Origin of the sequence: Nocardiopsis trehalosi NBRC 14201 (assembly GCF_001552555.1) — a bacterium.
GTDB lineage: Bacteria > Actinomycetota > Actinomycetes > Streptosporangiales > Streptosporangiaceae > Nocardiopsis_B > Nocardiopsis_B trehalosi.
Genome location: NZ_BCRK01000007.1, coordinates 55,300 through 69,884 on the forward strand (window position 1 = coordinate 55,300; position 14,585 = coordinate 69,884).

The 14,585-nt window shown below is 76.1% G+C and carries 11 protein-coding genes; 6 read left to right on the plus strand and 5 right to left on the minus strand.

The annotated features are described in order from the left end of the window. Position 1: 1 nt before the first annotated feature. Positions 2 to 730, minus strand: coding sequence for an NUDIX hydrolase (locus tag NT8_RS02530; RefSeq protein WP_067963827.1), 729 nt, complete (start codon positions 728 to 730; stop codon positions 2 to 4). A 205-nt stretch (positions 731 to 935) separates the two neighbouring features. On the opposite strand from NT8_RS02530, the gene nadA reads away from it, so the two are divergent. Both nadA and NT8_RS02540 read left to right on the plus strand, forming a co-directional pair. Next, on the plus strand, positions 936 to 1,934 hold the full coding sequence (nadA, locus tag NT8_RS02535; protein WP_067963793.1) for a quinolinate synthase NadA: 999 nt from the start codon (positions 936 to 938) through the stop codon (positions 1,932 to 1,934). A gap of 139 nt (positions 1,935 to 2,073) precedes the next feature. Beyond that, complete coding sequence (locus NT8_RS02540; protein WP_067963795.1) at positions 2,074 to 3,483, plus strand: RNA polymerase sigma factor; 1,410 nt, start codon at positions 2,074 to 2,076, stop codon at positions 3,481 to 3,483. Between the two features lie 520 nt (positions 3,484 to 4,003). Here the strand turns inward: NT8_RS02540 and NT8_RS02545 are convergent. After that, positions 4,004 to 4,624: a TetR family transcriptional regulator gene (locus tag NT8_RS02545; RefSeq protein WP_067963797.1), complete on the minus strand. Its 621-nt coding sequence runs from the start codon at positions 4,622 to 4,624 to the stop codon at positions 4,004 to 4,006. A 388-nt stretch (positions 4,625 to 5,012) separates the two neighbouring features. On the opposite strand from NT8_RS02545, the gene NT8_RS02550 reads away from it, so the two are divergent. The 4 genes from NT8_RS02550 (at position 5,013) to NT8_RS02565 (ending at position 9,477) form a co-directional block, all read left to right on the plus strand. Next, the gene (locus NT8_RS02550) at positions 5,013 to 6,053 is read left to right on the plus strand and encodes an MBL fold metallo-hydrolase (protein ID WP_067963798.1); all 1,041 of its coding nucleotides are present in this window, start codon (positions 5,013 to 5,015) and stop codon (positions 6,051 to 6,053) included. 295 nt (positions 6,054 to 6,348) lie between these two features. After that, a complete protein-coding gene (locus NT8_RS02555; protein WP_067963800.1) occupies positions 6,349 to 7,632 on the plus strand; it encodes a glycosyltransferase family 4 protein in 1,284 nt (427 codons plus the stop codon). 34 nt (positions 7,633 to 7,666) lie between these two features. Next, entirely contained in the window at positions 7,667 to 8,401 is a 735-nt protein-coding gene (locus tag NT8_RS02560) for a class I SAM-dependent methyltransferase (protein ID WP_067963802.1), read from the plus strand. Continuing rightward, entirely contained in the window at positions 8,398 to 9,477 is a 1,080-nt protein-coding gene (locus NT8_RS02565) for a prenyltransferase (protein WP_067963804.1), read from the plus strand. Before NT8_RS02560 ends, NT8_RS02565 begins: the two co-directional genes overlap by 4 nt. Positions 9,478 to 9,550: 73 nt before the next feature. Here NT8_RS02565 and NT8_RS31165 read toward each other — a convergent pair whose 3' ends face one another. The 3 genes from NT8_RS31165 to NT8_RS02580 form a co-directional block, all read right to left on the minus strand. Then, the gene (locus NT8_RS31165) at positions 9,551 to 12,895 is read right to left on the minus strand and encodes a transglycosylase domain-containing protein (protein WP_281203371.1); all 3,345 of its coding nucleotides are present in this window, start codon (positions 12,893 to 12,895) and stop codon (positions 9,551 to 9,553) included. 619 nt (positions 12,896 to 13,514) lie between these two features. Further along, positions 13,515 to 13,826, minus strand: coding sequence for a hypothetical protein (locus NT8_RS02575; protein WP_067963806.1), 312 nt, complete (start codon positions 13,824 to 13,826; stop codon positions 13,515 to 13,517). Continuing rightward, a complete protein-coding gene (locus NT8_RS02580; RefSeq protein ID WP_067963808.1) occupies positions 13,798 to 14,376 on the minus strand; it encodes an RNA polymerase sigma factor in 579 nt (192 codons plus the stop codon). The genes NT8_RS02575 and NT8_RS02580 overlap by 29 nt, the downstream gene beginning before the upstream one ends. Positions 14,377 to 14,585 lie beyond the last annotated feature (209 nt).

Below are 14,585 nucleotides of genomic sequence, written 5' to 3' on the forward strand. Positions count from 1 at the left end.
GCTAACACGGTTCGGCGGGGCTGATCGGGACGGCGCCGGTGTGGACGTCGTCACGGCCGCCCGGCGCCGCGGGCGGGCGCAGGACGGCGAACGCGTCGGTGATCTCCAGGCGCCGGGCGCGGAAGCGGAAGAGGGCGGCGGGGCGGCCGCCGGAGCGGCCGGAGGGCACCGAGCGGCCGGTCTCCTCGATCTGGCCGCGGCGCAGCAGCACCCGGCGCAGGTTGGTGGCGGCGACGTCGTGGCCGAGCGCGGCGCGGTAGTGGCGCGACAGCTCCGACATGGTGAACTCCGGCGGCGCCAGGGCGAAGCCGATGTTGGTGTAGGAGAGCTTGGCGCGCAGCCGGCGGCGGCCGGAGTCGACCATGGCGGCGTGGTCGAACCCCATGGGCGGCAGGTCGGCGGCCGGGTGCCAGGCGGTGTCGGCGGGGATGACCGGGTCGACGTCGGCGGGCACCAGGCCGAGGTAGGCGGTGGCCAGGACGCGTCCCTGGGGGTGGCGGTCGGGGGCGCCGCGGGTCTCCAGCTGCTCCAGGTGGGCGAGGTCGCGGACGTCGACCTTCTGCGCGAGCTGGCGGCGGACGGATTCGCCCAGCCCCTCGGCCGGGCCCAGCCGCCCGCCCGGCAGCGCCCAGGCGCCCTCGAACGGCGGCAGCGCGCGGCGCCACAGCAGCACGGCGAGCCGGCCGGCGCGGATCTGCAGGACCACGGCCAGCACCTCGTGGGAGGCCATGGCCGGGAGCGGCGCGACCCCGGGTCCGGCCGGGATGCGCCCGATGTCGCCGTCGATGTCTGCCCCTGTCCCTCCCATGAAGACCATGTTAGGCTTTCCCGAGTTTTGGCCTGCAAGGCATAAACTGGGTGCGGACGTTCCGCCGCAACCACGAGGCCGCCGACGGGCTCCCCCCGCCGGCGACACGCCGAAAGAAGACACTGACATGGCAACGGTCACCGCTCCGGCGGACAGCATGACCATGGACGCGTGGGCCGCCGAGGTCCGCCGCCTGGCGAAGGCGCGCGACGCCGTGATCCTCGCCCACAACTACCAGCGCCCCGAGATCCAGGACGTCGCCGACCACACCGGCGACTCGCTCGCCCTCTCCCGGCTGGCGGCGACGGTCGACGCCGGCACGATCGTGTTCTGCGGCGTGCACTTCATGGCCGAGACCGCCAAGATCCTCGCGCCGGAGAAGACGGTGCTGCTCCCCGAGCCGCGCGCGGGCTGCTCGCTGGCCGACACCATCACCGCCGAGGACGTGCGCGCCTGGCGCGCCGAGCACCCCGACGCGGTCGTGGTGGCCTACGTCAACACCTCGGCCGCGGTGAAGGCCGAGACCGACGTCTGCTGCACCTCCTCCAACGCCGCCGACGTCGTCCGGTCGATCCCCGAGGACCGCGAGATCCTGTTCCTGCCCGACCAGTTCCTCGGCGCCCACGTCAAGCGGGTCACCGGCCGCGACAACATCCGCGTGTGGATGGGCGAGTGCCACGTCCACGCCGGCATCGACGGCGGCACCCTGCGCGAGCGGGCGGCGGCCGACCCCGACGCCGAGCTGTACGTCCACCCCGAGTGCGGCTGCGCCACCTCGGCGCTCTACCTGGTCGGCGCCGGCACGGTGCCCGCCGAGCGGGTCAAGGTGCTGTCGACCGGCGGCATGCTCAGCGCCGCCGAGCGCACCACGGCCGGCAAGGTCCTGGTCGCCACCGAGACGGGCATGCTGCACCAGCTGCGCGCGGCCAACCCGACCACCGTGTTCGAGCCGGTCAACCCGCGCGCCGAGTGCCACTACATGAAGATGATCACCGCCGACCGGCTGCTCACCGCGCTGCGCGACGGCACGACCGAGATCACCGTCGACCCGGCGACCGCCGCGCGGGCCCGCCGGTCGGTGGAGCGCATGGTCGCGATCGGCGCCCCCTCGCGGGGCGGCGAGTGATGAGGTAACAGGAATCTCACCTTCCCGCCACAGCTCGCCCGGCGGCCGGACAGGACGGCCTCCACCTCGCTAGCGTGATCCGGACAACTCCGGCTTATCGCCACGCCGGAGCACGCGTGTCGCGCTTGGGGGAGGGGACGTGACCACGCACGCCGACACCGGGCGTCACCATGCCGATTCCGGGGCGGAGGTCGCGGCGCTGCTGCGCGCCGGCGGCGGCCACGGCCGCTGCTACGACGACTTCGCCCCGGACCTCTACCGCTACTGCTGGACCCTGACCGGCCCCGCCGGGCCCGAGGGCGAGGACCCCGCGGCCGATGCCGTCCACCAGGCGCTGCTCGCCGCCGCGCACCTCGTGGGCGACCTCGCCGACCCCGCGGAGCTGCGCCCGTGGCTGTTCGCGCTGGCCCGCGCCGCCGCCCGGCGGCGCGGGTTCGCCACCCGGTCGCCCTACACCGCGCTGGCCACCGCGCCCGCCGAGCGGCCCGCCGCCGACCTGTGGCGGCGGCTGCCGCCCAGCCACCGCGAACTGCTCGAACTGCACCTGCGGCACGGCGTCGCCCCCGCGCACACCGCCAAGATCCTCGGCCTGGCCCCCGGCACCGCCGCGGAGCTGTGCCGGGCGGCCGTCGCGCGCGCCGCCGAGGCTGCGGCCGCCGCCGGACCGGCCGAGCCGCCCGCCGAGCGCACCGAACCCGAGCGGCGGGTCCGCGCCCGCCTCGCCGCGCTGGAACCGCCCGGCCCCCCGGCCGGGCTGCGGGCGCGCACCGTCCACGACTGCGCGTCCCCGCTGCGCGTGGCCACCCGCCGCGCCGCCGCCGAGGACCTGCTCCCCCTCGGCGCCGACGGGTTCCCCCTGCACCGCGCCGAACCCGAGGTGGCGGCGCTGCTGGCCGCCGCCCCCGCCGCGGGGGAACCGCCGGCCGGGCCGGGCCCCGAGGAGGTGGCGCTGCCGCCGCAGGACCGGGTCACCACGGCCGACGTCGCCGCGCCCGCCGCCGAGCAGGTCGCCGGGCCCGCGCCGTCCGGCGGCGGCCGGACGCGCCGCCGCCTCCCCCTGGTCGCGGGGTCGCTCGCCGCCGCGGCCGTCGCGGCCGCTCTGGGCGCGGCGCTGCTCCTCGGCGGCGCGGACGCCCCGGACACCGTCGGCCCCGGGCCGGCCGACCGGGCGGTGCCCCCGGCCGCCGGCGGCGCCGCCTCGCCGGTGCCCGACCCCGCGCACACCCCCCACCACGGCTCCCCCTCCGCACCGGCCGCCGCGCAGGGGCCGGCGGGCGCGGCGGCCACCCCCGCGCCCTCGGCCGACGGCGCCCCCGCGCACGACGCGCCTCCGCCGCCCGCCGCCGAGGACCCCGGGGACGCCACCCCGTCGCCGCCCCCGGCCGGCGGCGCCCCCGAGGCGCCGCGCGAGCCCGACGACCCCGGCGCCCCCGGGGAGCAGCCGACCGCGCCCGCGCCACCGGGGGACGGCGGGGACGGCGAGGACCGCCGCGGCCCGGTCGGCCGGCTGCTGGAAGGGCTGGTCGGGCTGCTCACCCCGGGCGACTGAGCGGCCTGAGCGCCGCGACATGGGGTGAGAGAGAACCGGTTCTCCCCTGCCCCGGGGCGGCGGGGCGGGACACGGCCACCGCCCCTGGCCGCGCCCCTTCCGGCCGACCGGAACCCGCCGGCCGGAGCGTCCACCGGGCGCGCCCCCGCCGGTCCGGCGGGCGGCCACCCGGCCCGCGGCGGTGCGGCACCGGGTGGGCGGGGGCTGCGCGGACCGGAGACCGCCGAGCGCTCCGGGCCGCCGCCACGCGGCCGCGCGCGCCGCCGACGCCCGGGGACGCGGCGCGGCCGCCTCGGCACCGGGATGGGGGAAGGCCTGCGGATCAGGGAGCAGTCTCGCCCCGGCCGTGCCCGCTGCGCAGGCCGGCACAGCGGGGCCCCGGGCGGCGCCCACAAGCCGATTCGCTGTATCCGGCCTGGCCGTGCCGTTCGAGCCGATCGGCGCGGCGGGCACGGCCGGGTACCGGTGGCACGACCGGCCGTCGACGGTCGACGGCCAGGGCATCGGCCCCGGCGGTGTTCTAGGCGTCGGCGGACTCGAACGAGGCGAGGAGGGGGACCGCGGCGGTCTCCAGCCGGGCGCGCACCTGGTCGGTGTCGCGGCGGCCCTTGAGGTTCTCCAGCAGTTCGAAGATCCAGATGCTGGCCAGCGAGCCGACGAGCACGTAGCCGCGGTCGTCGCGGTCGGGGGCCGCCGCGCCCTCGCCCGACAGCGGGGTACGGGTGGCCACGTGCCAGAGCAGGTCGGTGATGCGCGTACCCAGCTCGGTCTGGACCTCGGCCAGGATCAGCGAGCGCACCAGGGCGTCGGCGAGTTCGGGCTCGCGCATCAGGCCGCGCGTGGCCCGCATCAGCACGTCCACGGTCCGCCCGGCGGCGGTCTCGTGGGTGGGCGGGCGGCGGCCGATGCTGGTCTCCAGCAGGTCCAGCTCCTCGGTGACCACCGCGACGACCAAGTCCATCTTGGACGGGAAGTAGCGGTAGAGGGTGCCCAGCGCGACCCCGGCGCGCTCGGCGACCGCGCGCATCTGCATGGCCTCGACGCCGCCGCGCAGCGCCAGGGCCGCCGCCGTCTGCACGATCCGCTTCCGGCGCTGGTTCTGGCTTCGTGACCGCATTCCGATCGGCGCCTGGACCGCCACGGTGCGTCTCCCATCGTCTGAGGTCCGCGGGCGCGCTGGCCCCCGGCTGCTCCACCGCGGCCGGCCGGGCCGCATCGGACCGCGCCCCCGCTCGCCCGCGCCCGGGGCACCCGTCCGGTCCGCGCAAGAACACGTTATCCAAGGATCGCCTACGGCATCCGTGTTCGACAACTGTGCGGCGACCCTCATTACGCGATGTTGGAGTGGCGGGAGCCACGGCCGCCCGCTCCCCCGGGGGCCCGCCGCCCGCCCGGGTAGAATGTGTTCTACTTCACCGGCCGGGCGCGTCGCCCCGACGATCCGCCCCGCCCGCCCGGGACCCGCGGGCCCGCGGACCGTACGCTAGAACGGCATTCGGTTCCTGTCGGTCCGCGTCGGAAGGCCGCGCATGCGCACCACCCCACCCGTGGAGGACCTCGGCGGCGGAGTCTGGAGCATCCCCGTCCCCATCCCGGACAACCCCCTCGGCCACACCCTGGTCTACGCCCTGGACACCCCACGCGGCCCCGTCCTCATCGACACCGGCTGGGACCACCCCGACTCCTGGCGGGCCCTCACCGACGGCCTCACCCGCATCGGCACCGGCGTCCGCGAGGTCCACGGCGCCGTCCTCACCCACTTCCACCCCGACCACACCGGGCTCGTCGCGCGCCTGCGCGCGGCCTCCGGCGCCTGGACCGCCCTGCACCCCGCCGACACCGCCGTCGTCGACCGGATCACCGCCGCCCACCCCGACACCCACCGCGCCGCCGAACGCGCCCGCCTGCGCCGGGCCGGCGCCCCGCCCGGCGACGCCGACGCCGCCACCGCGTGGCGCCCCCTGCCCCCCGTCGCGGTCGACCGCCCCCTCGCCGACGGCGACACCATCGACCTCGGCGGCCGCGACCTGCGCGTCCTGTGGACCCCCGGCCACTCCCCCGGCCACGTCTGCCTGCACCTGCCCGACACCGGGCGCGTCTTCACCGGCGACCACGTCCTGCCCCGCATCACCCCCCACATCGGCCTGCACCCCCTGGACGACACCGCGGCCGACCCCCTCGGCGCCTACCTCGCCTCCCTGGAGCGCCTCACCGCCACCGCCGCCACCGAGGTCCTGCCCGCCCACGAACACCGCTTCACCGGCCTCGCCGACCGCGCCGCCGCCATCGCCGCCCACCACGAGGAGAAGCTCGACCTGCTCGCCGACGCCCTCGCCGGCGGCCCCGCACCCCTGTGGCGGCTGGCCGCCGCCCTGCCCTGGCGCCGCCCTTGGGCCGACCTCGCCCCCGGCGCCCGCCGCCTCGCCGCCGCCGAGACGGCCGCCCACCTGCGCACCCTGCAGCGCCGCGGCCGCGCCCGCAGCACCACCGGGCCCGACGGCGCCCCGTTGTGGGCCCCACCGCAGGCCCCCGCGCCCGCACCCGCCCCCCGGTCACGCGACCCCGCATAGGATCCTGATGGGCGCAATCAGGCCGCAACGGCCACACACTAAACTGCGGAGTAACATTCCGGGCGCCGCGCGCGGACGGCCCCGCCCGGCCCCGGCCCGGTGGCCCGCGGCCGCGGAGACCGCGAGCGACGAGCGAGGTGACGAGTGACCCAGCCGGCCCGAACCGCGCCGCCCCTCCGCACCACCGCCCGCCCCGCGCCCGGCACCCCGCCCCCGGCGGCGCCCACCCCGCCGCCCGGACCCCACGCGCCCGCGCCCCGCCCCCACCACCACACGCCGCCGATGGGTTAGCCACATGCCGCACACCGACCGTCCACTGCGCGTCGCCCTCCTCTCCTACCGCAGCAAACCCCATTGCGGCGGCCAAGGCGTCTACGTCCGCCACCTCTCCCGCGAACTCGCCGCCCTCGGCCACCGGGTCAGCGTCTTCTCCGGCCAGCCCTACCCCGACCTGGACGACGGCGTGATCCTGGAGAAGGTCCCCAGCCTCGACCTCTACAACGACGACGACCCGTTCACCGCCCCGCCCCTGCGCGAATGGCGCGACTGGATCGACGCCCTGGAGGTCGGCACCATGTGGACCGCCGGCTTCCCCGAACCCCTCACGTTCTCCCTGCGCGCCCTGCGCGAACTCCGCCGCCGCCGCGCCGAGTTCGACGTCCTCCACGACAACCAGACCCTCGGCTACGGCCAGCTCGGCCTCCAGGCGTCCGGGTTCCCCCTGGTCACCACCATCCACCACCCCATCACCGTGGACCGGCGCATCGAACTGGAGGAGGCCACCGGCTGGCAGCGGCTCTCCAAGCGCCGCTGGTACGGCTTCGTCAACATGCAGGGCCGCGTCGCCCGCCGGCTCCGCCCCATCCTCGTCCCGTCCCGCTCCTCCGCCGACGACATCGTCCGCGAGTTCGGGGTCGACCGCTCCACCGTCGACGTGGTCCCCCTCGGCGTCGACACCCGCTTCTTCCACCCGCGCCCCGACGTCGACCGCGTCCCCGGCCGCATCGTCTGCGTCGCCAGCGCCGACAGCCCCCTCAAGGGCGTCGCCACCCTGCTGCGCGCCGCCGCCAAGCTCGCCACCGAGCGCGAGGTCGAGCTGACCATCGTCAGCCGCCCCCGCCCCGGCGGCCCCACCGACCGCCTCGTCGACGAGCTGAGCCTGCGCGACCGCGTCACCTTCACCAGCGGCATCGACGACACCGCGCTCGCCCGCCTCCTCGCCTCCGCCCAGGTCGCGGTCGTCCCGTCCTTCTACGAGGGCTTCTCCCTGCCCGCCGTCGAGGCGATGGCCTGCGCCACCCCCCTGGTCGCCAGCCGCGCCGGCGCCATCCCCGAGGTCGTCGGCACCGACGGCGCCGCCGGCCGCCTCACCACCCCCGGCGACCCCGAGGAACTGGCCGCCGCCATCGGCGCCCTCCTGGACGACCCCGCCGAACGCGCCCGCATGGGCGCCGCCGCCTGGACCCGCGTCCAGGAGCGGTTCACCTGGCGCGCGGTCGCCGAGGCCACCGCCCGCCGCTACGCCGAGACGATCGACGCCGTCCGCCCCCGCACCCGCGGCGCCGCCCGGCGCCCGTGACCCGCCCCACCCGCCCGACCCGAAGGAGCCACCACTGATCACCGTCGACTTCACCCTCTTCCCCGTCGGCCCGGGGCGGCGCGTCCTCGACCTGGGCTGCGGCGGCGGGCGGCACGCGTTCGAGGCCTACCGGCGCGGCGCCGACGTCGTCGCCTTCGACCAGAACGAGAACGACCTCGCCGACGTCGCCGCCATGTTCGCCGCCATGCGCGCCGAGGGCGAGGCCCCCTCCGGAGCCGAGGCCGACACCGTCAAGGGCGACGCCTTGGACCTGCCGTTCGACGACGGCTCCTTCGACCGCGTCATCGCCGCCGAGATCTTCGAGCACCTGCCGAACGACACCGCCGCCATGGCCGAGCTGTACCGGGTGCTGCGGCCCGGCGGCATCGCCGCGGTCACCGTGCCGAGCTGGCTCCCCGAACGCCTGTGCTGGGCGCTGTCGGAGGAGTACCACACCGTCGAGGGCGGCCACGTCCGCATCTACACCCGCGCCGAACTGGAGGCCAAGCTCAAGGCCACCGGGTTCCACATCGGGCCGCACCACCACGCGCACGCCCTGCACGCCCCCTACTGGTGGCTCAAGTGCGCCGTCGGCACCGACAACGACACCCACCCCGCCGTCGCCGCCTACCACCGCATGCTCGTCTGGGACATCCTCAAGGCGCCCCGGCTCACCCGCACCGCCGAACGCGTCCTCAACCCCCTCATCGGCAAGAGCGTCGTCGTCTACCTGCGCAAGCCGCTCGACCGCGCAGGGGACGGCGTATGAGGACACCCGACCTGCCCGAACTCCCCGGTGTCCTCAGCGGCGACGACATCGCCCGCTCCGCCCGCTACCTGCTGCACTGCCAGACCCCCGCCGGCGCCATCCCCTGGTTCCCCGGCGGGCACATCGACGTGTGGGACCACGTGGAGTGCGCCATGGCGCTCACCGCGGCCGGCCACCACGGCGCCGCCGCGCGCGCCTACCGGTGGCTGGCCTCGGCGCAGTCCCCCGACGGCTCCTGGCCGGCCAAGCTCTCCCAGCACGGGGTCGCCAACCCCCTGCGCGAGGCCAACCACGCCGCCTACCCGGCCGTCGGACTCTGGCACCACACCCTGTCGACCGGCGACGACGCCACCGCCCGCGCCCTGTGGCCCATGGTCCGCGCCGGGATCGGGTTCGTCCTGGGGCTGCGCACCGACCGCGGCGAGATCCGGTGGGCCCGCGACCCCGACGGCAGCCCCGGCGACCTCGCCCTGCTCACCGCGTGCGCCAGCATCCACCAGGCCCTGCACTGCGGCGCCGCGCTCGGCGACCGCCTCGGCGACCCCCAGCCCGACTGGGAGCTGGCCGCCGCCCGCCTCGGCCACCTGGTGGCCGAACACGAGGCGGTGTTCGCCGACCGCTCCCGCTACTCCATGGACTGGTACTACCCGATCCTCGGCGGGGCGGTACGCGGCCCCGCCGCCAAGGAGCGCCTCGACGCCCGCTGGGACGCGTTCGTCGTCCCCGGCCTGGGCATCCGCTGCGTCAGCGACCAGCCGTGGGTGACCGGCGCCGAGACCTCCGAACTCGTCCTCGCGCTCGCCGCCATGGGCGAGACCGACCTCGGCGCGGGCCTGCTCGCCGACGTCCAGCACCTGCGCGACCCGGACGACGGCGCCTACTGGACCGGCTACCAGTTCGCCGAGGACGTCAACTGGCCGGTCGAACGCAGCTCGTGGACCGCCGCCGCCGTCATCCTCGCCACCGACGCGCTGTGCGGGGCCACCCCCGGCGCCCGGATCTTCACCGACGCCCCCGCGGCGGCCGGCCCGCCGCCGTCCCCCGACACCTGCGGGTGCGCCGCCCTGGTGCCCTGACCCCGGAGACGGGGACGGCGGTGGCCGCCCCCACCGGGGCGGCCACCGCCGTCGTCCGCGCGGTGCGCGGCACTCACTCCTGCGGACCACCCGGGTCCGGCGGGAATTCCGGCTCCGGCGGGGTCACCGGCGGCACCTCGGGCGTCGGCGGCACGACCGGGGACTCCGGCTCCTCCTCCACCGGCGGCTCCGGCTGGGTCTCCTCGGCGGGCGGCTGCTCCTGCTCGGTCGTCTCCTGCTCGACCGGGGCGGTCGGCTCGGGCGCGAAGTTCTGCACCTCACCGCCGTAGGTCCGCTCGGGGAACTGCTCGACCTCCCGGCCCTCCATGGCCTGCGTCATGAAGGTCCGCCAGATGGTCGCCGACAGCGTGCCGCCCGACAGCGACCCCCACCCGGGGACGCTGAACGGCTGGTTGTTGCCGTTGTACACGCCCACGGCCGTGGAGAGCTGCGGCGCGTACCCGACGAACCAGGTGGCGACGCTGCTGTCGGTGGTACCGGTCTTGCCCGCCACCGGGCGGCCGTCGGGCAGCGCCGCGGTGGACCCGGTACCGCCGTTGACGACCTGCTGGAGCGCGTAGGAGACGTTGGCGGCGGTCTCCTCGCTCACGGCCTGGCGGCGCTCCGGCTCGGGCCGCTCGTTCTCGCCGTCCTTGTTGACGATCTCGCGGACGACGTGCGCCTCGATGTGCTCGCCGCCGTTGGCGAACGTGGCGTAGCCGCTGGCCTGGTCGACCGGGCGGACGTCGGACACGCCCAGCGCGATGGTCGGCACCACCTGGTCGTCGGTGATCATCCGCTCCGGGATGCCGACCTCGTAGGCGGTCTCGCGCACGTTCTCGACCCCGACCTCCTGGGCCAGCTCCACGTAGCCGGTGTTGATCGACCGCTGCGTGGCCTGCACCAGGTTGAGCGCGCCGTAGCTCGCCCCGCCGGAGTTCTGGATCGTGCTGCCCGCCACCTGGATGGGCGAGCTGCCGTTCACGACGGTGTCGAGGCTGTAGCCGCTCTCCAGCGCGGTGGCCAGCACGTACGGCTTGAACGCCGAACCCGCCTGGGCCGATCCGCTGAACGCGCTGTCGTACTGGTTGACGTTGTAGTCGTGGCCTCCGTAGAACGCGGTGACCTCGCCCGTGCCCGGGTCGATCGCGGTCAGCCCGGCCTGCACGCCCTCGGGCAGCGCCTCGACGTCGACGGTGGACTCGACGGCCTCCTGGGCGGCGTCCATCAGGTCCTTGTCGAACGTGGTGACGACCTTGTAGCCGCCCCGGTTGATGTTGTCCTCGGTGTAGCCGAGTTCCTCCATCTCCCGCATGGCCTGCTGCAGCATGTAGCCGGTGTAGCCGCTCAGGTCGGTGCTGTCGGCGGGCCGCTCCTCCTCGGGCGCGGGGAACTCCAGCTCCGCGGCCTCGGCCGCGGTGACCGCACCCTCCTCGACCATGCCGTCGACCACGTACTGCCAGCGGCTCTCCATCTCGGGGGTGAAGGTCTCGTCGGCCTGGCCGAACGCCGTGGGCTGCTGGATCGCGGCGGCCAGGAACGCGGACTCCGACGCGTCCAGCTCTTCGACGTCCTTGTGGTAGTACGCCTGCGCCGCCGCCTGGATGCCGTAGGCGTTGCGCCCGAAGTAGATGGTGTTGAGGTACTGCTCCATCACCCACTGCTTGTCCATGCTCGGGGACTGGTCGACCTTGAGCGCGATGATGATCTCCTGCAGCTTGCGGGTGATCGTCACGTCACGGCTGACGCCCTCGAAGTAGTTGCGCACGAACTGCTGGGTGATGGTGGACCCGCCCTGCACCTGCTGGCCGGTGATCGTGGACCACACGCCGCGCAGGGTGCCCGTGAGGGACACGCCGGGCTCGGTCCAGAACCCCCGGTCCTCGGCGGAGATGACCGCCTCCTGGACCTCCTCGGGGATCTGCTCGTAGTCCACGGGGTCGCGGTCGACGCCCCGTTCGGCGAACTTGGTCTCGCCGTCGGAGAAGTAGAACGTGGTGCCCTGGTCCTCGGCCTCCTGCTTGGCGCTGTCGGGGACCGGGATGGTGGCGTAGGCGATGCCGAAGCCGATGACGGCCAGCAGGAACCCGCCCGCGATGGTCAGCAGGCCGCCGCGGGTGATGCGCCACCACAGGGGCTTCTTGGGCTTGCCCGGCTTCCGGCCGGGGGTGGCCGCCGCGGCGGCGGCGTTCTTGCGGACGCGCGGCCGCCGGCCGGGCTTGCGCACGGGGCCGCCCGCCGGGCTGGCGCCGGAACGGGCGCGGTGCTCGTCGTCGCCGCCGTTCCCGTCACCGCCGTCACCGGGACCACCGGGGCCGGCGGGTCCACCCGGACCGCCGCCGAACGGGCCACCGGGGCCGCCCGGACCTCCAGGACCGCCCGAGGCGCCGCCGCCCGCGGCGGCCGGGCCGCCGGACGCGGCCGCGCCGAAGGCGGCGGTGGTCGCCGCCCCGCCGAACGCCGCGGCGGCCCACTCGGAACCGTCGGACGCGCCGGTCGGGCGCTGCGGGTCGGAGGGGGCGTCGGCGCCGGGCTCGCCGGGGTCGGAGCCGGTGGCGGGGACCGGGGCCGTGGGGGCGGGACCGGGGTCGGAGTCGGGGGTGGGGGCGGGGTCGTCGCCGGAGCCGACGACCGGGAAGACGGCCGTGCCCTCCGTGGTGGGCGCCGGGGTGGCGGGCGCGAGCGGGGTGGAGGTGCCGCCGATGGGCTCGTCGTCGTCCTCGTCGTCGAAGACGGGCGTGAACGCGGCCGTGCCCTCGGGGTCCCAGACCTCGTCGCGCGCGTCGTCGGCCGGGGCGCCGTCGGTCGCGCTGTCATCGGCGGCGCTGTCATCGGCGGCGATGCCGCCGCCGGTCGACGGGGTCGCGGCGGAGACGTCCGCGGGGGTGGCGGAGGACGTGTCCGCCGCCGGGTCGTCGTCGCGGTCGGCGCCCTCAGGCGCGGACGGCGCGGAGCCGGCCGTCGCGGCGTCGGACTCGACGGGCTCGGACCCTTCGGGCTCCTCCGGCTCGCCGGACCGCGCGGTCACGGCGGACTCGTCGGCGGCGGGCGGACCCGCGTCGGCGGTCGCGGAGTCGGCGGGCGCGGCGGCCGGAGCGTCGTCCTCGCGGGACGCCGGAGCGTCGGCGGACGCCGAGGCGGCGTCGTCCGAGGCGGTGCCCTCCGGGGCGGTGTCCTTGGCGGCCGGGTCGTCCGCACCGTCGTTGCCGGCGGCACCCCAGGTGCCGTCCTCGCGGAAGTCGAATCCCTGCTCGGCGAGGGTGCGGGCGACGCGTTCGCGGAAGAAGCTGCCGCTGTCCTTGAAGGCGCTCGCGCCGGCCGGGTCGGGCGCGGCGGCGTCGTTCTCGGGCACGGCCGGGTCACCGCCGGTCGCGTTCGCGTCGCGGTCGTCGGCGGTACCGCCGTTGTCATCGGTCACGGGCGCACCGTCGACCTCTTCGGTGCGGTCATTCGCGTCCTCACCAGGACGACCACCGGAGTCACTCCGGGCTTCCACGGCATCCCCTGCAGCACTACCATCGGTTACGGGCGTATCGGCTTCGTGGCGCGGCTCTCTCTCGCCGCCGCCGTTGGTGCTCTCACTCAGTTGACGGCCCCCTGGACTCTCGACTCCCCCGCTGTGCGGTCCAGTAGTGTGACGCGGAGGTGGGCCGATTCGGTTCGGCGAAATCTCGGGCGGGATCGGCGCTGCGGGGGAATCGCCGATTCTCCACCAACACGATACCCGCCTCGTCCGACCGCAGCGCCGTCGCCGACGGGACCCGGAGGCGCTCTCACCTCGTTCTTACGCGCCGTGATAGGCCGCGGGCGGTGACGGTCGCCCTACCCTACTGCTCCGCGTCCCCACGGCGGGCACCGCCCGCCCCGCCCCCGGGGGCCGACCTCACCCCGGCGGCGCCGCCGTCCAGGGGAGCGGGTCGCGGTCCTGCGGCGCCGCCCCGTTCGGGGCCCACCCGCCCCACCGGCAACGGGGCCCTGCGGGGCCGCGTGTGCGCCGGCGCGATGCCCCCGGCGCACACGACGGGCCCATGGCCGTCCTACGGGGTGACCGGCGCGGCCGGGCGCTCCTCGTGGTCGCGGTCCGCGACGGTCAGCCTGCACCGGCCGTCCTCGCAGGTGCGACGCAGGCGGTCGCGGGAGAGGGTCTGGATCAGGCCGATGGTCCAGCACATCGGGCAGCCGCGCAGTGCCACTAGGCCCACCGGCAGGAGCAGCAGACTGATCGGACCGGTGATCGGGATGAGGGCGACCGAGCCGATCAGGCCGCCGAATCCGATCACGCCCCGGGTGAGGTGGCGGAGGAGGGACGGGCTGGTGAAGTCAGGGCCGCCGGCCCTGGTCGTCGTCATGGCTGTCTCCAGACGCGGGTTCGGGTGTGGCACGGAGGGACCGCTGGACCGCGGTGCGGGCGCGGTGCAGCCGGGATTTCATGGCGGCGGTGCTGAGGCCGAGCGCGTCCGCGACCGCCCGGCCGCCGTAGCCCTGGACGTCCCGCATGATCAGGACGCGGCGCTGGTCGTCCGGCAGGGCGGCGATCGCCGCCGCCACCCGGCCCGCCTCGATGCGTTGCAGGGCCACGTCCTCGGCGGAGGCCACGGCGGTGTCCGGCAGGGGTGCGTCGCTCCACATCCCCCGGGCACGCCGCAGGCACTCGTTGCGGACGATGCGGAACAGCCATGACGCGAGCGCACCGGACGCCCGCAGCATCCCGATCTTGCGGTACAGGATGATCAGGGCCTCCTGCGCCGCGTCCTCGGCGTCCTCGGGGGTGGCGCAGAGTGCGCGGGCGAACCGCCGCACGTTCGGGTGCGCACCCGCCACCAGTTCCGTGACCGAGCCGACGTCGCCGCGCTGGGCGGCGACGACCAGCTCCTCATCGGGCCAGGACGCGTCAGCCACGCGACCGCCCGCGTCGGCGGGCGACGTAGACGCTGCACGTGCAGAGCAGCACGGCCCCGACGGCGACGGCGATTCCCACGATCACAACGGCCTCCTCATCCGGCCGACGTTCGTCGGCACACGTATAAGAGGAGCGCACCCGCCGGAAGGATTCGGCCTACGAGCGGGGAATTCGCCGTCCCCGGGTGGAGACCCGGGTCCCGGCCCCT

Coding starts and splice junctions, on each gene's coding strand:
- NT8_RS02530 (WP_067963827.1), bottom strand. CDS start 730: ATGGCCTCCCACGAGGTGCTGGCCGTGGTCCTGCAGATCCGCGCCGGC.
- nadA (WP_067963793.1), top strand. CDS start 936: ATGGCAACGGTCACCGCTCCGGCGGACAGCATGACCATGGACGCGTGG.
- NT8_RS02550 (WP_067963798.1), top strand. CDS start 5,013: ATGCGCACCACCCCACCCGTGGAGGACCTCGGCGGCGGAGTCTGGAGC.
- NT8_RS02555 (WP_067963800.1), top strand. CDS start 6,349: ATGCCGCACACCGACCGTCCACTGCGCGTCGCCCTCCTCTCCTACCGC.
- NT8_RS02565 (WP_067963804.1), top strand. CDS start 8,398: ATGAGGACACCCGACCTGCCCGAACTCCCCGGTGTCCTCAGCGGCGAC.
- NT8_RS02575 (WP_067963806.1), bottom strand. CDS start 13,826: ATGACGACGACCAGGGCCGGCGGCCCTGACTTCACCAGCCCGTCCCTC.